The organism is Porphyromonas somerae (assembly GCF_022845615.1).
Taxonomy (GTDB): domain Bacteria; phylum Bacteroidota; class Bacteroidia; order Bacteroidales; family Porphyromonadaceae; genus Porphyromonas_A; species Porphyromonas_A somerae.
On the sequence record NZ_AP025559.1, the window covers coordinates 830518 to 852365 of the forward strand.

Annotated in this window: 17 protein-coding genes; 14 read left to right on the forward strand and 3 right to left on the reverse strand. The window is 44.6% G+C overall.

The window, feature by feature from the left end:
- Positions 1-221: 221 nt before the first annotated feature.
- The 3 genes from MWL85_RS03465 to MWL85_RS03475 all read right to left on the reverse strand — a co-directional run bounded on the left by MWL85_RS03465 (position 222) and on the right by MWL85_RS03475 (position 2899).
- On the reverse strand, positions 222-701 hold the full coding sequence (locus tag MWL85_RS03465) for a Csac_0668 family 2Fe-2S cluster-binding (seleno)protein (RefSeq protein ID WP_244401433.1): 480 nt from the start codon (positions 699-701) through the stop codon (positions 222-224).
- Between the two features lie 97 nt (positions 702-798).
- On the reverse strand, positions 799-2232 hold the full coding sequence (gene rlmD, locus MWL85_RS03470) for a 23S rRNA (uracil(1939)-C(5))-methyltransferase RlmD (protein ID WP_244401434.1): 1434 nt from the start codon (positions 2230-2232) through the stop codon (positions 799-801).
- Positions 2233-2353: 121 nt separating this feature from the next.
- Positions 2354-2899: a pyruvoyl-dependent arginine decarboxylase gene (locus tag MWL85_RS03475; RefSeq protein WP_018028088.1), complete on the reverse strand. Its 546-nt coding sequence runs from the start codon at positions 2897-2899 to the stop codon at positions 2354-2356.
- A gap of 1168 nt (positions 2900-4067) precedes the next feature.
- Between MWL85_RS03475 and MWL85_RS03480 the strand changes: the two genes are divergently transcribed.
- The 14 genes from MWL85_RS03480 (at position 4068) to rpsF (ending at position 21846) form a co-directional block, all read left to right on the forward strand.
- Positions 4068-7082, forward strand: a complete 3015-nt coding sequence (locus tag MWL85_RS03480) for a tetratricopeptide repeat protein (protein ID WP_244401435.1) — start codon at positions 4068-4070, stop codon at positions 7080-7082.
- A gap of 9 nt (positions 7083-7091) precedes the next feature.
- The gene (locus tag MWL85_RS03485; protein ID WP_244401436.1) at positions 7092-8939 is read left to right on the forward strand and encodes a TonB-dependent receptor; all 1848 of its coding nucleotides are present in this window, start codon (positions 7092-7094) and stop codon (positions 8937-8939) included.
- A gap of 9 nt (positions 8940-8948) precedes the next feature.
- Positions 8949-9755, forward strand: coding sequence for a 5'-nucleotidase, lipoprotein e(P4) family (locus MWL85_RS03490; protein WP_244401437.1), 807 nt, complete (start codon positions 8949-8951; stop codon positions 9753-9755).
- Between the two features lie 25 nt (positions 9756-9780).
- Positions 9781-10650, forward strand: a complete 870-nt coding sequence (locus MWL85_RS03495) for a cobyric acid synthase (protein WP_244401438.1) — start codon at positions 9781-9783, stop codon at positions 10648-10650.
- On the forward strand, positions 10640-11674 hold the full coding sequence (locus tag MWL85_RS03500) for a threonine-phosphate decarboxylase (RefSeq protein WP_244401439.1): 1035 nt from the start codon (positions 10640-10642) through the stop codon (positions 11672-11674). The genes MWL85_RS03495 and MWL85_RS03500 overlap by 11 nt, the downstream gene beginning before the upstream one ends.
- Complete coding sequence (gene cbiB / locus MWL85_RS03505) at positions 11668-12621, forward strand: adenosylcobinamide-phosphate synthase CbiB (RefSeq protein WP_244401440.1); 954 nt, start codon at positions 11668-11670, stop codon at positions 12619-12621. The genes MWL85_RS03500 and cbiB overlap by 7 nt, the downstream gene beginning before the upstream one ends.
- Before the next feature lie 95 nt (positions 12622-12716).
- Positions 12717-15947, forward strand: coding sequence for a S41 family peptidase (locus MWL85_RS03510; RefSeq protein ID WP_244401441.1), 3231 nt, complete (start codon positions 12717-12719; stop codon positions 15945-15947).
- Between the two features lie 226 nt (positions 15948-16173).
- Positions 16174-17046: a sigma-70 family RNA polymerase sigma factor gene (locus tag MWL85_RS03515; RefSeq protein ID WP_018028080.1), complete on the forward strand. Its 873-nt coding sequence runs from the start codon at positions 16174-16176 to the stop codon at positions 17044-17046.
- Positions 17047-17176: 130 nt separating this feature from the next.
- Entirely contained in the window at positions 17177-17872 is a 696-nt protein-coding gene (locus MWL85_RS03520; protein ID WP_244401442.1) for a hypothetical protein, read from the forward strand.
- Positions 17873-17971: 99 nt separating this feature from the next.
- Complete coding sequence (locus MWL85_RS03525; RefSeq protein ID WP_070707498.1) at positions 17972-18607, forward strand: hypothetical protein; 636 nt, start codon at positions 17972-17974, stop codon at positions 18605-18607.
- A complete protein-coding gene (locus MWL85_RS03530) occupies positions 18597-19316 on the forward strand; it encodes an RsmE family RNA methyltransferase (RefSeq protein WP_244401443.1) in 720 nt (239 codons plus the stop codon). Before MWL85_RS03525 ends, MWL85_RS03530 begins: the two co-directional genes overlap by 11 nt.
- Positions 19317-19326: 10 nt before the next feature.
- Positions 19327-20550, forward strand: a complete 1224-nt coding sequence (locus MWL85_RS03535; RefSeq protein WP_244401444.1) for an aminotransferase class V-fold PLP-dependent enzyme — start codon at positions 19327-19329, stop codon at positions 20548-20550.
- Between the two features lies 1 nt (position 20551).
- Positions 20552-21376, forward strand: coding sequence for a patatin-like phospholipase family protein (locus tag MWL85_RS03540; RefSeq protein WP_070707504.1), 825 nt, complete (start codon positions 20552-20554; stop codon positions 21374-21376).
- An 89-nt stretch (positions 21377-21465) separates the two neighbouring features.
- Positions 21466-21846: a 30S ribosomal protein S6 gene (gene rpsF / locus MWL85_RS03545; protein ID WP_018028074.1), complete on the forward strand. Its 381-nt coding sequence runs from the start codon at positions 21466-21468 to the stop codon at positions 21844-21846.
- Positions 21847-21848: the final 2 nt, after the last annotated feature.

A 21848-nucleotide genomic window follows, 5' to 3' on the forward strand; every position in this document is an offset into this window, starting at 1 on the left:
CTTGGCACCCTATCGGTTGCCTAGCATCTCATCCTTCGTGCAAAGTCTCTGCACATTTAAATCAAATGTGCGAGAATGGCACTTCGTGCAACATTCTCCTCTGCCCTCCTCTGGAGTAGCAAGATATTCTCAACCCCTATGGTTATGGGGAACATATCCACGCTCGTAGATGGAAACATATCAAAGATTGGCTCTCGTTTGTAGGAATATATCGACTGTAATTATTTCATTTTCAAGCCTTTATCGATAGCTTCCTGAATAATCTTATGACAACAAACTCCCAACGGATTGTTTTCTTTACAATTAGAATTTTTCATTGCCCCAGTGATGGCATTTACTTCTTTTACGGATTTCGCGCCATGCTTTACAACTGCTTCAATTACCTGATTTTCTGTGACTTCGCTACAATAACAAGCATACTTAGGATCTGCATCTTTCTTAAACCAGATAGGAACTCTAACTTGGTCTTTCAAGAATTTTATTTCATTATCTAAGTTATAGTAAACAACGTCGCAGTCCTCGTTCATGCAAATCTTATATTGATCTCCGTTAACAGCATTACGATAATTATCTACCACTAGATGTTCAACAGTTACTTTACTAACGGAAATCCCTTCATTATTACATACAGGACAATTGTCTTTAATTTGATCCGGCTTTTCTGTTTTGCATCCACAACAACATTCATTATTAATCTTCATATTCTTAGCCTCCATATTTTCATTATAATTTCTTTTTTAAACTAGGTAAAACCAATTTCATATACTTGTCATTTATTAATAGCGTCAAACTCTATATCTAAATGATGTTCTGTATTTTGGACAACAGAGCTACCGTCTCCACGTGACTGGTATGAGGAAACATATCTACAGGCTGTGCTACCACTACCTTATATGCCTCCTTCATCATCTCCACATCCCTTGCTTGTGTGGCCGGATTACAGCTTACATATACAATCCTTTGCGGTGCTGCCCTAAGGATTGTCTGCACCACATCGGGGTGCATACCAGCCCGAGGCGGGTCGGTAATCAGTACGTCAGGCTTACCGTGCTCAGCAATAAAGCTATCTGTGAGCACCTCCTTCATATCTCCAGCATAGAAGTCCAGGTTTTCCAGTCCATTTACACTTCTATTAATACAAGCATCCTCAATCGCCTCTTCCACATATTCAATACCTATCACGCGCTTAGCATTTCGGCAGATAAATGAAGCGATGGTACCGGTGCCAGTGTAGAGGTCGTAGACAAGTTCATCTCCTTGGAGATTGGCTAGTTTTCGTACCTCTTGGTACAGCCTAAGTGCCTGTTTGCTATTGGTTTGATAAAAGCTTTTTGGCCCAATCTTGTAGCGAAGACCCTCCATCTCCTCCCATATATGATCCTCACCTGCGTAGCAGAAAACCTCTTGATCTCCCCAAGCGTCATTCAATTTATTGTTGATCACATAGATCAGTGAGGTGATCTCAGGAAAAGCCTTGGCAAGAGCATCGAGGAGGGCTTCCCGTTTTTGCTTATCTTCATAAGCAAAGACTACCACTACCATTACTTCGCCCGTGCTACTAGTTCGGATCATCAACGTCCGCATATACCCTTCATGCTTTCGAAGGTCGTAATAGTCGTAGCCGGAATGCTGAGTGGTGAACGCCTTGATAAACAACCTAATTTTATTGCTGAGCTCCCCCTGCAAATGGCACTGCTCAATATCCAGCACCTTGTCAAACATTCGAGGTACATGAAAGCCCAGCCCCGCAAGATCTAAAGCCTCCTCTTTAGGTGTTTCTGAGAGCTCCTCTCGAGAAAGCCAGCGACGATTGGAGAAGGTAAACTCCAGCTTATTGCGATAGTCATAAGTCTCTTCGCTCCCTATGATTTCACGCATTTCATCAATCTCAAGATGTCCCACACGCTCCAGTTGGTCGATTACCTGCTGTTGTTTCCCCTCTAGCTGTGCTCTATAGCTCAGGTGCTGCCATTTGCAGCCACCGCATAGACCATAGTGGGTACACCGTGGCTCCACTCTATTAGGAGAGGACTCCAATAGCCTAGCAATCCGCCCCTCTGCATAGGACTTCCGACGTCTGCCGAGTGTAATATCTGCTATGTCACCAGGCGCAGAGTAAGGGACGAAGAGCACACGACCATCCTCCAGATGTCCCACACAGCGACCCTCTGCCGCCATTCGCTCTATCCTTATCCCCTCCACTATTTCTGGAGCTTTGCTTTTTCTTGCCATATTATATATATACTTTTGGGGTGACCGTCTCAGATACCTCAAGAGGAGGGAGGTGGTCTGCTATTAGAGCCACCCCCCTTCTTCCTTAAAGTATTAAGTGAATGTTATCTAACAAAGACTATTATACACCGATTGAACTCTCATTCTGCTCAAAGTCCATAAAGCAGAGCCCGACGAGTGCAGTCCCATATCGCTTTTCGATAGTGATTCCCTCGGTCACGAAGTTCAATTCACCTAGGTAATATTGGCTATAAGTCTTCTCATGTAGGTCTATGATCACCCTGGTAAGCCTAGCCTCTAGCTCCTCAATACGGTATCGACCATTCACCTCGCATACCAGTCCGCCAATCTTCTCATCGAAGTTTTCATCGGCATACATCCATGCGTAAACGATTCCAGCTGATACAAACTCATCCTGCGTCCCGTGCGAAACCGACATAATCGTCTTCATCTCCGAACCAAATGGGGGCAAATCAATCTCATCCATCGTTACTAGATGAGCTGTCTTGGGCAAGATCGAGGAGTAGACCATAATATTATAGTCATTGATTCCTGCATCATAAAGCGCCATGTGATAAGAACCAGCGTGTAGCTCTAGGTCCGACTCACCACTTCCCTTCGTTACAAAAAACGCACTTGGCGTTAGATTGGATATCATCTTACTCATAAAATAGCTATATAATATATGTGTACTTAATCTATTGGATAAATTAAAAAACCTCACTTTCACTTACAAAGATACTGAAAATAGCTCGGATCACATAAGGTTCCAACTTCTGAAGCAAAGTTGACGCACAAGAAAGGCTGATTAATGACTGCTACACATTAGCCTAATTACCTTCTGTATACATTGATTGTAGCCCTCAGTAATTCAATAGGTTAGGAGAGTGAAAGTTTAGTTGCAACTAAGCAATCGCCGAGTTGCAACTAAGCAATTGACGAGATGCAACTAAGCGATTGCTTTGTTCCTAGCTAAAAGATTGGTGAGTTGTAATCAACCATTTTACGTGGTGACTAAGGCGGGTTGACTTCGCACAATTGCTCCTCGATTTACTTCTTTTGGCTTAAAAAGTGGTTTCGGTGGCAAAAAGCGCTCTTAATTATATGTTAAATATGAGTGTTTGTAAGCCCCCTAAGGTTAAACTATGTTATATTTTCGTGAAAATGATAATGTAAAGGGCGATTTTTAAGGGCAAATTGAAGTGTATCATACGAGCAATCAAGAAGTTTGCACGGTGCAAACCTAAGGTGAATACCTTTCAAAGGTGAACTACTTACGTATGAAAACCGCTGTTTTCTTGCTTCAAAGCTGTTTTGTTAAATATGTAATCTATGGATTAAATATGATATTCATTTATATTAAAATCGGTTGCTTTTAGGTGGATTGATTAATCCAATTCGTCTGATTATTAATTTTGCGATTTGTATTTTTCAACCCTTAACAGACCTTAATATACAAAAGTCATTGATCCACATGGGTTTTATTGATCCACTTGTAACCCATTGATATTCATACTGCTTAGCTATTATTGGATTAATTGGATTAATACTCTATAATAGACCCCTAAAATAGGTATATATTAGGTACTAAATATAGGTATTTATTATACTCTATAGGGAATATTGATCCATTAAACCACCCGCGAAATTTGCTTTGCCTTGTCTTTTTATTTTTCTCCAACTGATTTTTTGCCCGCAATTTATTCGGCTTTTTCCAGAGGTTGTTTTGCACTCCAGTACGTGGCAAAATGTTTGGGCTCAGGTCGCAAATTTTGGGTACATTTGCGGAAGGTTATAGGGAGAGGAGAATTGTAACTTTTGAGAAGTTTTTTGACATGATGAATAATCGTTTCTGCATATTTTTTCTGGCAATGTTTGGACTTTCTTCGGTAGTCCATGGTCAGGAGCTAGGCGGCATAAGTGGCTATAAGTCCCCGGTGGAGTTGGCTCGAGAGGCAACAGCTACGGGAAGTGATGTGGGTGTCTTGGGCGCTCTTGGTGGTGCTTGGGATAGCCCTTGGTCGCTTGGCGCAGAGGATGTGGAGAGTCGTTACCTGCTTGCATTGTCTCGTGGTACGCTGCAGTGTGGTGATAGCGAGTTAGAGCTATTGCACTTTGTGGAGCAGCATCCGCACTCCAGCTACACCGATCGGGCGATGGCAGCTCTGGGTGGGCTCTACTACGCCTCGGAGGCGTATGGCAGTGCCGTTTACTGGCTCCGAAAGGTTAATCGGGCACTTCTTCCCGAGGATCTCTGTGCGGAGGTGGAGTATCGTCTTGGATACGCCTTGATGCGAGAAGGGCAAGATCGTGAGGCTTTGGCACTTTTTGAGCCTCTTACCTACTACCAGAAACGAAAGTCAGATGCCCTTTTTTACGCCGGTTATCTCTCGATGAAGGGGGGTGCCCTGAGCAAGGGAAGTCGCTATCTTGGTGAGTTGGTAAATCACCCACAATATGGCAGCTATGCCTTGGCGTATCTGGGTGAGGCCCGCCTTTCCGAAGGGCGTTATGGCGAGGCACTTCAGTTGGCTGAGCGTGGACTATCTAGTGGTCGCGATGCCGACCGATCTGTGCAAGCGTCGCTCTCTCGTACTGCTGGACTTGCTACTAGCTTGCTAGGGCAGAGTGAGGCATCGGTGCGCTATTTGAAGCAATATTTGGCCGCTGGCGGTGATGCTGGTGGTGTAGAGCTCCTTACGCTCGGTAAGGAGCTATTGGCTCTAGGCCGTTATGGAGAGGCGGAGCCCTACTTGCTACAGGTTGGGGAAGAAGGTACGAACTTTATGAGCCAATTGGCACTCTATTACGCTGGTCTCTGTAGGCTTTCTGAGCGCAAACTAGGGGGAGCAATAGATCTATTCGACAGAGCTTCAGCGATGGGGGTATATGCACCTATCACCGAAGTCTCGGCCTACAATGCAGCACTCGCTAGCTATGCTGGGACACCAGGGCGATTGGGCGATGGGAGCCGTCGCTTGGCTCGCTTCTTGGAAAGATACCCTCAGAGTAGTTACCGAGGAGAGGTGCTGAGTTACCTAGAGGAAGCTTATCTTCATGAGCCCAATAGTGGGGCGGTACTGAAGGCGCTTGAGGAGTTTTCACCACTACCCACCGAATTGGTGCGAGTGCGAGATCGTGTGAAGCTTCGCCGTGCTGGCACCTCCCTTGCTAGTGGCGATGTGAGTGTAGCCACTCAGCAATACGACGAATTGATCAAGAGCGGACGTGATGCTGAGAGCGTGGCAGAGGCCTATCTCTGGAAAGGCGAAGCAGCCTACCGTTCCAAGGATTATCGCGAGGCCATTCGCAGTACTGAGCAATACCTCAAGGTTCGCCCTAGTAGTTTGCCTCTGAATCCCAATGCCTACTACACACTTGGCTATGCCTGCTACAACTTGGGTCGCTATGGCGATGCTGAGGGGTGGCTAAAGCGCTTTGAGAGTGAGTTGACTGAGCCTACTCCCGACCAGAAAAGTGCGGTTAATTGTAGACTTGGCGATATTGCTATGCAACGCCGAGCTTATGAGGAGGCGGTGAGGTACTACCAAAAGGCAGAGCAGGCAGGAGGTCGTGAAGCAGATCATGCACTTTTCAATCGGGCGATGATCCTTGGATTGCAGAAAAAGTATCAAGAGAAAGCAACCCTTCTAGCACTTCTTCCACAGAGATATCCAGCATCTTCCTTGATTGATCAGGCACTCTACGAGCAGGGAAGGTCCAGACAATCGGTGGGTGATGTGTCGGGGGCTGAGCAGCTCTTCACTCGCTTTTTGAGAGAGCGTGCCCATAGCCCATTTGCACCAAAAGTAGCTCTACAATTGGCTCTTACCTACTATGGGGAGAGCCGTTTGGACGATGCGGTAAAGGCTTATGAGCGTGTAGTACGAAATTATCCGCAGAGTGGCGAGGCAAAGAGTGCCCTTCAGGACTTAAAAAGCATCAGTATCCAGCTCAATAGGGTGGATAGTTATAGCCGACTAGTGCAAGAGACTGGGGTGTCGGAGCAGCTCTCTTTGACGGAGCTCGATTCCCTCGCTTACCTTGCTGCCGAAGGTGTGGTGGCTCGTGGTGCCAATGCAGAGGGCATTGAGGCGCTAGAGTCTTACATAAAGAGCTATCCACGAGGGGCTTTTGTGGATAAAGCCACTTACAGCCAGGCACTTCTGAAGTATCAAGCCCGTCAGTATAGCGATGTGGTAACGTTGCTGAGCGGTCGTGTGAAGACGTTCCAAGGCAAGTTGGCAGAGGATAGCTATCGCCTTTTGGCCTCTAGCTACGATAAACTCAATGAGCCGGGTAGGGCAGCAGAAGCCTATCTGTCGTTGGCACTTAGCGTGAGCGACAAAGCTGGTCGGAGTACGTGGGTCATCTCTTCTGCCGAGCGTGCCGAAACGAGTGGTAGTATCGACTTCGCAGTGAGCTTAGCAAATCAGGTGGCTAATGGCACTCTATCGGTAAGCGATGAAGCAGCGGCAAAGGTTTACCTCTCTGCAGCAAAATTGACGGCTCTCGACAATCAAAAGTCGCAAGCCCTCCGCTATGCAAAGCTGGTAATGAAGCATAAGGATTTTGGTGGCCATGCCATCGCTCGTACCATTTTGGCACTAGATCTCTACGATCAAGGTAATTATCAAGCTGCTAAGGAAGAGATGGAGCGAGTGACCAATAGAGGCACTACGGATGCTTACTGGCTAGCTAGGGCCTTTATCCTCCTATCGGACTGCTACGATAAGCTGGGCGATAAGGAGAGTGCAAAACTCTATCTTGAGAGTGTGAAGGGGAGCTATTCCAATCGCAATGATGGAATACTTAAGATGATTGATACCCGCTTGGGAAGATTAAAATAGAATCAATAGATGATGATGAAATATATCCGTCCGTGGCTCCTAACTGGAGCTCTACTACTTGCTGGAGGTGAGGCACTCGCCAACCCTTTTGCTGCTGATACGCTGAAGAGAGAGATGGTATTACAGAGAGAGTACCAACCTGTGGGGCAGGAGGCTGAGAAGGTCTTTTTTAATCCTCTGGAGGGAAGTGTCCCTAAGAAGCTGAAACCGATTCGCTTTGCCCGCAATACCTATGCGATTGCTATGAATGTGACGCCCAAGCTATTTGAGCCCTTGGATAATCCTCTGGCTCCTGAAGCGGTGAAGCAAAAGTTCCACGCGCGACTATTTGGAGGTTATCCAGGCATCGGTGGTGCCGAGTTGGCCTTCCTCACCAAGACAAGTGAGGCTGGTACGCTGATGCTATCGGCAGATCATCTATCTAGGTATGTGAGAGGGGAGTATTCATCTATCGGTATAAAAAAGATTGATGAGACACACGACACCCGCATAGGGATCAACTACAATCACGCACTTGAAGAGCGTACTGTAGGGGGTGGAGTGGAGCTATTTCATCATGCCAATACGTTTTATGGACTATTTTCTCCACGTAAGGAGCCCTTTGCATCGCTATTAGATGCTACCTATCCGATGTATCAGATGGGTGGGGCGGAAATTAATTTCTCTCTTAGCCCTTCGCCTATTGCCTTGGCTAGCCGGTGGCAGTATGCTGTTCGTGGAAAGGTGAGCTATACGGGCAAGGATAATGCCTCGATGCTCTATGAGCAAAATAGGCTAGTGCTCCCACTAGGTGAAGAGAGGACAAAGCCTGAGAAGGTGTCGGAGCTAGGACTGGATTTAGTGGCAAACCTTGACTATAAATTTGCCGGAAGCGACTGGGGCTTTGGTGTGGATGGTAGATATCAATTAATTGCTATCTCAGCGCTACATACGCTCTTGGACGTTCATTCACCGATGCAACAGATCTCATTGGCGCCTCATGTGGGGTACAGTGCTCCTAACCTACACCTATCGGCGGGTGCCAAGGTGCAATTTGTCAATCGTGGTAGCCGCAAGCTATTGGTGGTGCCCGATGTGGAGTTCCGCTATAGAGCACACGAGCTATTTTCGCTCTATCTTCTTGCCGATGGTGGGGCTAGATTCCATGGGCTTAGAGAACTCTACAAGGAGAATAGGTGGCTCTCTGCAGAGGCTGTGTACAATGGCTTTGACATAGCTCAGTACAGAGCATTGGTGGGGGTTCAGTTGGGGAATATCAATGGCTTCTCACTTGATGTTAATGGAGGATATACGCACTTTAGTGACTTCTCTGATTGGGACTACTCACTCTATAATACCACATTTATGGCGTCAAATAGTAGCCAGCAAGAGGGGCTGTTTACCCCATTATTTACCAAGGTCAATCGTGGTGGTGTAGGGCAAGTATTCGTTAAGGCAGAGGCACGCTATCTCTCACCGATTGGTTTGGATCTTGGAGCCAAGGTGAAGGTGAATAGGTATCAGAGCACACTAGAGGAGAAGCCAACGGTAGGCTTTGGGTTGCCTACGATGGAACTAGGAATCGATGCCAACTACCTGCTGATGGATAAGCTGACGCTACATGTAGACTTCCAAGCCTTGACTGGTATTAAGTACCTTGTGCCTCAGATCGATGATGTAGAGGGGGTGGTTACGAAAAGTAAGGTGGAGGATCATTACAATTGTCTGAATCTCGGAGCTAGAGTTACTTATGACGCACACCGCAATGTAGGGGTTTCTATCATTGGTCAGAATCTTTTGCATCAAAAGCAAAGCCGATGGTTGGGCTATGAGCGTCAGGGAATTACTGGGATGCTTGCTTTAACGCTTAAATTTTAATCGTAGAGTATGAAAAATAGATTGACTTCGTTTGGAATTGTTGCTCTGACTCCTTTGCTGCTACTCTTATGTGGGTGTGGCACTCAGAAGCGTGTGGTGGAGAGTGAGCTCCCTTTTGCCAAAATATACACCGCTGCTTGGATGCAACGGTCGGCAGAGTATGAAGCACTCTGCTATCAAGCTTTTAATGGAGCTAGACTCTATCTGGATCAGGCACTTGCTATGTCGCAAGAGGGGGATAAGCCATTGGCGATCATTACGGATATTGATGAGACCATCTTGGACAACTCTCCCAATGCGGTTCACCAGGGGCTAAAAGGGGAGCTTTTTGATCCTGCAGAGTGGACTGAGTGGTGTGCAATGGCTGTGGCTGACACAGTGCCAGGTGCTCCTGCTTTCCTTAAGTATGCAGCGGGTGAAGGGGTAGAGATATTTTATATCACTAACCGCAACTTTAATGAGCGAGAGGGGACTCTGCTCAACCTACAGAAGTACGATTTCCCTTTTGCAGATAATGATCACTTGCTACTTAAAGGCGATACTAGCAATAAAGATTTGCGTAGGGAGCAGGTGCTTAGGGACTTTGATGTGGTGATCTATATGGGCGACCAACTGACCGACTTCCCTGGTTACAACGCTTTGAATGAGAAGCAGAGAAGTAAGGTGGCTTGTGACGATATGAGCAATTTTGGAACTATCTATATTGTGCTTCCTAACCCCAATTACGGTGAATGGGAGACGGCATTATTTGAGGGGCGAAGACTTGCCCCAAAAGCTCAAGTTGAAGTGATCAAGAAACGCGCAAAAGGATATTAAACTGAGGACCATAAAACGTAAAGGTATGGAAAAAATGCGTCCCATAATGATAGCTGGTACGGGGAGTGATGTGGGGAAGAGTATGATTGTGGCAGCTCTGTGCCGTCTGCTACGGGAAGATGGATTTCGGCCTGCCCCATTTAAGGCTCAGAATATGGCACCCTACTACTATACTGCACCGAATGGAGATCGCATCAGTGTGGCACAGGCGTTGCAAGCTGTGGCGGCCGGTGTGGAGCCAGAGGCTTTGCTCAATCCTGTGTTGATGATGCCTTCGAGTGTAACAAATGCCCATATCTACTGCTTAGGCAAAGAGGTAGGGGAGCAACATGCAAGAGACTACTTTCGCCAAAGTGAAGGGAGAAGGGAGCTTCAAAGTCATGCTTGGGAAGCTTTTGATAAGCTGAAAACTCGGTACAATCCTATTGTGCTCGAAGGGGCGGGAAGTGTGAGTGAGCTCAATCTACTTGATACCGACTTTGTGAATATGCCGATGGCGGAGCATGCCGATGCGGCAGTAATTTTAGTGGCAGATATTGAGCGTGGTGGTGTCTTTGCTTCGGTGTATGGCTCTGTGATGCTTCAGCGTCCGGAGCATCGTAAGCTGATTAAGGGGGTCCTGATCAATAAGTTTCGGGGCGACCTCTCTATTTTTGCGCCAGCAACGAAGATGATTGAGGAGCTTTGTGGCGTGCCTGTTCTTGGAGTGATCCCTTATATGGAGGGAGTAGAGCTCCCTAGCGAGGATACCTTGAGCGATAAAAGTGCGCATAAGAGCGACTACACTGATAAGGACATTGAGAAGTTGGAAGATACTTTTGACCAACTTGCGAGCCATCTGAGAAGTCATATTGATGTGGAGCTTCTATACAAGATACTGAGATATGAAGCTTAATGACCACGGAGATGACCGATATAGATATCCAGGGGTAGAGATTGTTGCTGACTTTAGCTCTAATGTGCCACACCTTCCTGATGATGAGGGGTTGTGGTGCTATCTTACTTCAAGAAAGGAGGTCCTTCATCGTTATCCTGAGCCACGTGTCTACTCTTTGGAGTATAAAATTGCTGGCTCGTTTAGAGTGCCTGGGGAGTCTGTGTTGGTGACGAGTGGAGCTACCGAAGCGATTTATATGATTGCCCACCTTTTTGCAGGGCGACGCTCTTATATTCCACAGCCTACCTTTTCGGAATATCGCCATAGTGCACAGCTCTATGGTCATACAATCATAGAGATTGGAACTAACGAGGTAATGTCGGGAAAGATGGAGTTTGCCCCTAATAGTGTGGTGTGGCTTTGTAATCCTAATAACCCTACCGGTCTTACGTATGATCACGAGCAGTTACTGAATTTGATGAGAAGTAACCCCTCGGTCACTTTTGTGGTTGACCAGTCTTACCTAGCGTTTACTCCAAAACGGGTGCTCTTACCGATGGAGGTGGTGGACCTACCCAATTGTTTCTTAATTCACTCCCTTACTAAGTCGTATGCAATACCGGGGCTAAGGCTAGGTTATATTATTGCTACTCCTGCCTTATTGGAGCAGCTAGTGGCATTGAAACTGCCGTGGAGTGTCAATGCTATGGCGGTAGAGACGGGGCATTATCTGCTGGGATGTAGGCACTCCTTTCATTTGGAAACTCTTCTTGAGGAGCGGAGGTGGTTGGTGGAGCAACTTCTTCGGTTAGGTGGCGTGGAGGTTTATCCTACAGATACGCATTATTTCCTTGCTAAACTGAAGCGTTTGACCGCTACGGAAGTGAAGGATTGGTTGGTATTTCACCATGGAATATTGATTCGTGATGCCTCTAATTTTCCCACGCTCTCTCCCTATCATATTCGTTTGGCAACACAGAGTAGAGAGCAAAATGAGAAGCTGATAACGGCTCTCAATGATTTGAATAATATGCTATGCTGACCTATTACTCACTACAAGCTCTGTTTTTGGCACGGATGATCATGCTATGGCTAGGGTGGCTACTGGATCGCCTATTAGGTGACCCAGAGCGGTTGCCTCACCTGATTGTGGGTTTTGGTAAGGTGATTTCGTGGGCAGAGGGAAAGTATAATCACGGCGAGCACCGGTGTAGGAATGGGGCGATGGTGGCACTATCGCTGATTCTTGCGGTGGCACTGCTCTCTTTTCTCTTGATTTATTTCTTGCCATCGTGGCTTTCTGTGGTGGTGGGGGCTATTTTGGTCTACTATTGCCTAGCTGGGACCACGTTAATAGAGGAGGTAGAGGAGGTGTTTCGACAGCTTGCCATCTCACTTCCTGCTGGTAGAGAGCAACTCTCTCGCATCGTAGGAAGGGATACTGATTCGCTCACTGAGGAAGAGTGCAAAGTGGCAGCATTAGAGACTTTATCCGAAAACCTTTCGGATGGAGTGGTCGCTCCACTCTTTTGGTTTTTGATCTTTGGAGTGCCTGGAATTGTGGCCTATAAGATGATCAATACTTTGGACTCGATGATTGGGTACAAGAATGAGCGATATGGGGAGTTTGGATACGTGGCCGCTAAGATTGATGATGTGGCCAATTGGATTCCTGCAAGGATTACTGCTTTGCTTATGCTTGTGGCGAATAGGCGGTGGGATCTGCGTACCAAGGTATTTGAGGAGGGGCGCAAGCATACAAGTCCGAATTCGGGATATCCCGAGGCGGCTCTTGCGTTGATGCTGGGGTGTCAATTTGGTGGAACGCACGCCTATGGAGGGCAAATGGTGGAGAAGCCTACGATAGGCTCTTCAACACACCCACTGACGGATAGAGATTTGAAATTTGCACTCCAAACGAATCGTAAAGTGGAGGTGTTACTGTTATTAATAATCTCTGCTCCATTTTTGATTTTTGCTTTGTTTTGATGGCTAAGTATTATCTACTTAGAATCCAAGACGGTTAGGGAAAAAATGATTAAGTTTGTAACTAGTAATTTAACTAACAAAAATTCATAGCCTATATGAGGATTATTAGAAGAATCTATTTTGTTGCTCTTGCACTTATCGGAATGGCTGGAGCAGCAATTGCAAATGATGAACCACTATGGATGAGATATCCATCCATATCGCCAAATGGCAAAGAAATCGCTTTTGCGTACAAGGGGGATATTTACAAGGTGTCTACCACTGGAGGTGTGGCCACTAGATTAACTACACACGAAGCTTATGATACCACTCCTATGTGGAGCCCTGATGGTTCGAAAATTGCTTTCGTAAGTGATAGATACTATGGGAGTAGGGATATTTATGTGATGAATGCCAATGGAGGTGCAGCTAAAAGGGTGACAACTCACTCTACGTCGGAGTCGATCCTAGCATTTTCGCCTGATGGTAAGTATATCTATTATACGGCTCATATTCAGGATCCCGCAAGTAGTGCACTTTTCCCTACAGCTCGCCTAAATGAGGTGTACAAGGTGCCGGTGGAGGGCGGTCGCTCTATTATGGTGATGGCTACCCCTGTAAGTATGGGTGCTATTAGTGCCGATGGGCGCCAGTTGATTTATGAGGATATCAAAGGGTTTGAAAATGTATGGCGTAAGCACCACACCTCTTCGGTGACAAGGGATATCGTTCTATACGACTTCAAGAGCAAGCAATATAAGCCTCTTGCAACTTGGATGGGTGAGGATCGTAACCCTGTATTTGCTCCTAAGGGGGATAGCTTTTATTTCTTGAGTGAACGTGAAGGGACCTTTAATGTGTTTAAGCAGCCTTTGAATAGCAGTAATGACAATAGTGCAGTAGCTTTGACCCATTTCAAGAATCATCCAGTGCGTTTCCTCTCTGTAGGTGGAGATGGAACGCTTTGCTTCGGTTATGACGGCCGCATTTATACAATGAAGGAGGGTAGTCAACCTCAAAAGGTGGCTATCCAGATAATGAGCGACGTGGACGAGGAGGAGATCACAAAAACCACCTTTATGCGTGGTATTACTTCGGCTTCGGTTTCGCCTGATGGCAAAATGCTTGCTTACGTTATTCGTGGTGAGGTATTTGTAACGAGTGCCGACTACTCAACTACTAAGCGGATTACTGATACTCCAGAAATGGAGAGAAGTGTCTCTTTCGGTAGCGACAATAGAAGTGTAGTTTATGAGTCGCAACGAGGGGGTAAAAGTGATCTTTATATCGCTAAGATGGCTCGTAAAGAGGATCCTAATTTTGCCAATGCTACTCTTGTAAATGAGGAGCTTTTGATCCCTGGTGAAAAGTCTGAAAAGATGCATCCTACTTTTTCGCCTGATGGTAAATATGTGGCTTATGTTAAGGATCGCAAGACGTTGGCGGTCTATGATGTGGAGAAGAAGAGCTCGAGAGTGGTATATGATGGTAGATATACGGCCGATAAAACTGGTGGAATCAACTATACTTGGTCGCCAGATGGTCGTTGGATAGCTATGGAGCTCTCTGATAATCATCACGAGCCTTTCTGTGATATTATTCTATTGAATGTGGCTACAGGTGAATTGACAAATATCACGCAGAGTGGGTATTTTGATATGAACCCTCGATTTGTGATGGGTGGAAATGCGATTATCTATGCTTCGGAACAATATGGTATGCGTAACCACGCTAGTTGGGGTTCGATGAATGATGTGATGATCGTATTCCTGAACCGTGCTGCTTATGATAAGTACAAACTCAATGAGGAGGATTATGAGCTTCTACTTGACGAGGAGAAGAAGGCCGAAAAGGATGCAGATAAGGATGAGACTAAGGACAAGGAGAGTAAGAGTGATGAAATCCTAGTGGAGCTTGAGAATATCCAAGATCGTATCGTGAGACTAACCCCTACTTCTAGCGACTTAGGTGACGCCTATATCACTAAAGATGGCAAAAAACTCTACTATATGGCTGCTTTTGAGGGTGGATATGACCTATGGGTAAAGGATCTGCGAAAAGGTGATACCAAACTTCTGAAGAAGCTTGATGGCTCTTATGTCTCTTTTGAGCCTGATGCAAAGGAGGAGAATCTCTTCTTTATCAGCACTGGAGGGGTACAAAAGATGTCTTTGAGTAGCGAGAAGTTGGAGTTTGTCTCTATCAGAGCAGAGATGAATCTCAACGCTAAGGCGGAAAGAGAATTTATGTTTGACTTCGTTAAGAAAGAGGAGGCAGAGCGATTCTACGTTAAGAATATGCACGGTGTAGATTGGGAGTTTATGACGGATGAATACCGTAAGTTCTTGCCACACATCAATAATAACTATGACTTCTCTGAGATGCTATCAGAGCTACTGGGTGAGCTAAATGTTTCACACACTGGTAGTGGTTATGGTAAATTTAGCTCTGCCGAAAGGGTAGCTGAGACTGGGCTATTCTTTGATCTTACTCAAGCTACTGATGAGGGGCTACTCATTGAGGAAGTAGTAGCTGGTGGTCCATTTGATACGCACAAGAGTGAGGTGCGTGCAGGAGACTATCTAGCTAAGATTGATGGTGTGGAGATTGGTGCCAATGTAGACTTCTTCCCTCTTCTTGCTGGTAAGAGTGGTAAGAATGTACTCTTTACTTTCTACTCTCCAAAGAGTGGAAAGACCTATGAGGAGGTGGTAAAGCCTATCTCTAGTGGACGCCTTAATGGCCTTCTATATGAGCGTTGGATCAAGCAACGTGCTGAGGAGGTGAAGCGTCTGTCGGGTGGTAAGCTGGGTTATGTGCATATCGCCTCGATGGACGATGATAGCTTTAGACGAGTTTACTCCGATGCTATGGGTAAGTATTACCAGACTGATGGCCTTGTAGTAGATATCCGCTACAATGGTGGTGGAAGACTACACGAGGATTTGGAGGTATTCCTTTCGGGCACTAAATACCTAACTCAAGAGATTCAAGGTGAGTACTATTGCGATATGCCAAGTAAGAGGTGGACTAAGCCTTCGGTTATGGTGATGTGTGAGGCTGACTACTCAAATGCTCACGGATCGCCATGGGTATATAAGCATATGGGAATAGGTAAACTTGTGGGAATGCCTGTGCCTGGAACGATGACCAGTGTGAATTGGGTAACGCTATTGGATCCATCACTCTACTTTGGAATTCCAGCTGTGGGCTACAAGACTTCCGAAGGCTATTATCTAGAGAACTTTGAATTGCAGCCTGATGTAAAGGTGAACCTAGACTTCAAGAAGGTCCTAGATGGAAAAGATACTCAGATTGAAGCTGCTGTAAAGGAACTACTCAAGTAACTAAACTAATTAATGAGATATAAAAGGTGTTACCTTGATGAGTTGATAGGTAACACCTTTTATATCATTATTCTGAAGCGAACAAAATGGCGGTAGGTCTTGTTATTCAATTGATGATGTGGACAGATTGTCCTTGGCACGCATCTTGTACTGTATCATAGGTATATTGAGTATCTGTGAATAAATAGGTAAATTTGCACACTTTTTTGAATATATAGGAGTACGTATGAGACAATTAAAGATTGAGAAGTCGATCACGAGTAGGGACGACGCAGTGATGAATCGCTATATGAAGGAGGTTGCTAAGGAGGAGATGATTACCCCTGAGCAGGAGGCTGAATTAGCGATGCAAATACAGCGGAATGACGAAAATTCGGAAGCTGCTGTGGATAAACTGGTGCGTGCCAATCTCCGATTTGTGATTAGTGTGGCAAAGCAATATCAGGATTTGGGCCTACCTCTTATTGACCTTATCAATGAGGGTAATCTAGGTATGATACGTGCAGCTCAAGGTTTTGATGGCTCACGTGGTTTTAAGTTCATTACCTATGCAGTTTGGTGGATACGACAGAGTATTCTAAAGGCTTTGGGAGACCAAGGGCGTATTGTTCGCCTTCCACAGAATCAAGTAGGAAATGTGACGAAGCTCAAAGCTGCAAGAGATAGATTTGAGCAACTTCATCAGAGACTTCCCTCGCCAGAAGAATTGGCAGATGAGCTCGATATGGAGGTGGATAAGGTGATTGATATTATCCAAATCGATAAGGGTGAAGTTTCTGTTGATAAAACTTTTGATGACGGCGAATCTAATACACTTTTAGATGTCTTGCAAGATGAAGATGCTAGAGATGTTGATGGCGGGCTTATTGATGAGAGTTTAGTCAATGAGATTCGCTCGGCTATGCAGTGTCTTTCCGAGAGGGAGCAATATGTTTTGATCCATACATACGGCTTAGGTGGTGAGCAGGAAATGAGTCTCGATGAGATCGGATCTGCAGTAGGATTGAGCCGTGAAAGAGTAAGGCAGATACGTGAAAAGGCAATACGCCAATTACGTAAGAATGCTGATGAAACGCAACTGAGAAGCTATCTTGGATAGTAGAAGCTTTGCATTTGTCGTGATTAATGGGTCTCGAGATTGGTACACCAAATTCGAGACCTCATTAATAGAAGTGAAGATAAATATAAGTGATTTGACCTAGTAGGTCTAGCTATCAATAATGAAGGAAATGGGAGTTGAATTACCAGAAAATCATGAAGAAGGAATTGAGATGGTTGCTCTCTCTCTTCGTGGGATAGGAAGTGCTACACAATCCCCTGATGTGATGGTGGCACTCTTATCTCCTATTGATTCGGATAAATATAAATTGCCAAATGGTAATGAAATGATTTATCCTGTTGCCATTCCTTCTGAATTGAGTCCTATTTTTTTCTCTAAGATAAATAGCCTCTATTCTAGTAATGTAGATCTCCCTAATCTGACTTATTACTTTGAGCTAATTTCTGATACCAAGTTGACGGCACTCCATATATACGAGGGGAGATATTCCATAAAGTCCGAACTTTATTATGTGGGTGAGAATGGCACACGTGGTAGCTTTAAGACTTCTATGCCTAATGGTTTGATGACTGCGCTGGAGCAGCGGTTGGATATCTTAATAGACTATAAGCTTCTCAGTAAAGCGGCTAGTTATTTTGATGTGAAACAAAAGGACTCTCTTTTACCTTCAGATGTTTCTCCATTGCAGTCCTACTACAATGAGCTTAAGTCGCAAATTTCTAATGGTGTAAAACCTGACGACCCTCTTGTGTTGCATCTTATTAAGATGCTTGCTTCTATGAGTGATGAGCTTATTCAGAATCTACTTGAGGTGGCAGTAGACTCTGAAAACTATGAATGGATTTCTGTACTTAAAAACAGCTAAATCGTGATTGATAGAGATTGGAAAGAGGTATTTAAACGTGAGGAATGTTTGGAGACATCGTCCCTCACCCGCGTTCATTTTCGTAATGTCCAAGGGTATATGGTCAATGGGCAAATGGTAGGAATAGACTTGGTGTTTTGTCCTAATAATAACGAAGATGATCGCCGATTGAGTATCTCTATTCCACCTTCATTGGTGGGCTCCTACAAACTATTGCTACAAGCAAGGATGCTTAAACTCGACCTTCGAATAGATGCGTTGGATGAGTACCAATCTGCTACAGGAATATTCTTACATAAAGTGATCATTCGAGCTGGTGAAGGAGGGGAGAGAGAAGGGTGGTTTTATACCCTTTCTGATATGGGCGAAGTTAGTTACTGCAGAGTACCTATATACCTAGCGGTGATGCATGCAGTATTACATCAATTGCCTGTAATGGCAGAGGATGCTCTCTTGGAAAAAGACTCACCTGTGGTATCTCTAGATGATATCCAAAAACAACTTAGCCATAGTGCTCCTATTCAACTAAGTAAGTCGGCCGTCTTACAGCTAATGATTGATCAAGAGGAGGCTAATCATGAGTTTTTATCGAGACTAACAGATGAGGAATTGAAGTCCTCCCTTTCAATACAAGAGTTAAAGGAGATCAAGGAGAAAGTGGTGGAGATGGAGAAGTATGAGTGGGCAAAGAGATTTGCTGAAATAATTGAGCAAAAAGAAGGCGATGAAAAGTAATATTGGTGATCTACCCTATTTTTATGCTCCAGATATCAGTAGCTCTTTAACGTTACCACAAGATGAAGCAAAGCATGCCTTTAGGGTTCTACGTCTTGAGGTGGGGGAAAATGTATTGATTACTGATGGTCTGGGGAACTTATATAGTGCCAAAATATCCAATAATTCACTTAAAGGCCAGAATATAACCGACCTGGTGCTTGTCGAGACTACACCTCCAATGTGTCCAAAGCTAGAGGTAGCTATTGCACCCACAAAAAATATAGATCGAATAGAGTTGGCCCTTGAAAAGCTCACAGAGATAGGAATAACTCGCTTTTCGCTAGTGGTTACGGAGCATACCATTCGAAGACGCGTCAATATGGAGCGTCTGGAGCGAATAATGGTTGCAGCAATGAAGCAGTCCGAAAAGATCAGAACGGTAGAGCTCAACCTTTTCCCTACACTAAAGGATTACCTTTCGCAACTTACCTATGAGGGTCGTTATATAGGTTATTGTGCAGATACATTTGAGAAAAGAAAGCTGAAAGAGACCTTTATCTCAGGTGTGGATAGTAGTTTCCTTATTGGTCCAGAAGGAGATTTTACAAGTGAGGAGGTTGCATTAACTCTCAGTCATGGCTTTATGACTGTATCTCTAGGAAGTGAAAGACTACGAACCGAAACTGCAGGGATCTATGTGGGGATCCTTCATCATATTTTAAATTAATCAATATCTTATGTCCTATAATATTGAAAAGATAAGAGCTGACTTTCCAGCTTTAGATATAAAGGTACACGACAAATATCCATTGATATATCTAGATAATGCGGCAACGACACAAAAGCCAAAGCAGATGCTAGATGCAGAGTATCTTGCCTATACCACTCGTAATGCCAATATACATAGGGGCGTGCATACGCTCAGCCAGCAAGCAACAATGGCTCATGAGAATGCTCGAGAAGTGATAGCAAGGTTTATCAATGCTAGGGAGGCAGCAGAAGTTTTATTTACAAGGGGGACTACTGAAGGCATCAACATGGTTGCGAGTATTTTTTGTTCGTCTCAAATGCAGGCAGGAGATGAAGTGATACTTAGTGCTATGGAGCATCATTCAAATATAGTCCCTTGGCAACTTCAAGCTGAGGCGCGAGGAATAAAGATTAAGGTCGTTCCTTGTTTTGATAATGGTGAATTAGATATGGAGACTATGAAGTCAATGTTTACCGACCGTACTAAGTTGGTCTCCATTTGCTACGCTTCAAATGTATTAGGGACGGTTAATCCTGTAAAAGAGATTATTGCTCATGCACACTCCAATGGTGTGCCAGTGCTTTTAGACGCAGCACAAGCTATTGCCCATCGTAAGGTAGACGTTACTGACTTAGACGTTGACTTCTTGGCTTTTAGTGGCCATAAAATATATGGTCCTACTGGAATAGGTGTGCTTTACGGAAAGCGAGAATGGCTTGAAAAGCTTCCTCCTTACCATGGTGGAGGTGAGATGATACAGCACGTGAGTTGGGAAAAGACTACCTATAATGAGTTGCCTTATAAGTATGAAGCTGGTACCCCAGACTTTATCAATAGTGTGGCACTTGCCGAAAGTATCAATTATGTATCAAATATTGGATTAGATAAAATCCAAGCCTATGAATCTATGTTGCTTTCGCATGCAACGGAGCAGATGCTCCATATTGATGGGTTGAAGATTTATGGTACTTCTGCCGACAAAGAGGCTGTAATCAGTTTCTTAGTGGAGGGAGTACATCCGTACGATTTGGGAGTTTTGCTTGATCAACAAGGTGTTGCTATTCGGACTGGTCATCATTGTGCCCAGCCATTGATGCAACGTTTTGGTATTGAAGGAACTGCTCGGGTTAGTTTCGGACTTTACAATACCAAGCAAGAAGTAGATAGTTTTATTAAAGCTGTGAAAAAGTCACTAATCATATTAGGGTAATATGGACGAGAGTCAGAATCAAAAGAAATATCGTCTTGGATACGCACTCGGAGGGGGTGGGGCTAAGGGATTTGCTCACCTTGGCGCTTTCAAAGTATTTGAGAAGTATGGAATTAAGCCAGATATTATAGCTGGAACTAGTGCAGGTGCATTGGCAGGAGTCTTGTATGCCGATGGTTTTGCACCTGAGGAGATAGCAGATCTTTTTAGAGGACATAAGCTAATGGACTTTGCCGAACTAAGTCTATTTTCAGGAGGCATACTAAAGCCAAGTGGGGTAGCAAGAATGCTAAAAAAGAACCTCCGTGCTAAGAGCTTTGAGCAATTACAAATCCCATTTGTCGCCGTTGCTACGAATTGGGAGACAGCAGAGATAACAGCCTTTAGAGATGGTGATGACTTGGTTTCGGCGGTCGTGGCTTCTTGTACAGTACCTATCGTCTTTCAGCCACTTAAAATAAAGGGGGTTGAATATGTAGATGGTGGAGTGCTGAAAAACTTCCCAGTCTCTGTAATCAGAGAAGAGACGGAGTGTGTCGTGGGCATTAACTTGTACCAACTAAGTCCTTTTGAATCCCCATCAAGTATTAAGAGCTCGGCGATGAGATATTTTGAAATTATCTCAAAAGCCAATATGAAAGAGGATATTGAGTTGGCAGACATTTTGATTGACATGAAAGGTCTTAAAGACTACAAGATGTTTGAATTAAAGGCAATTGACGATATCGTTAATCAAGGACAAGAGACAGCATCGGCTATTATAAGTGATTCAAGTGTATATCAACAGTTATTGCAGAAGTCTTCAACCGAATCTGTTTGTAAATAAATAGAGCGATTGGTTTGTCTATTCAACTGAAAATGATTACCTTTGCAGTCGGATTTTATTTTCACAAAATAATAGATTAATAATTTATGATGAACAACTACGAGACCGTTTTCATTTTAACTCCCGATTTGTCTGCAGACCAGACAAAGGAAGCGGTAGATAAGTTCGTTGGCTTGATTACCGATAATGGTGGTGAGCTAGTGAATCGTGAGGAGTGGGGTATGCGTAAGCTTGCTTATCCTATCCAAGCAAAGTCTACTGGGTTTTATGTATTCTTAGAGTTTAAGAGCGAGCCCTCTTTTATTGAGACGCTAGAGGTAAACTATCGTCGTGATGATAGGGTGATTCGTTTCCTTACATTCAAGCAGGAGAAGTATGCACTAGAGTATGCTGAGAAGCGTCGTCGCAACCGCAAAGAGCCTGTAAAGAGTGAAGAGGCAAGCAGTACAGTATCGGAAGAAAACAATTAAAG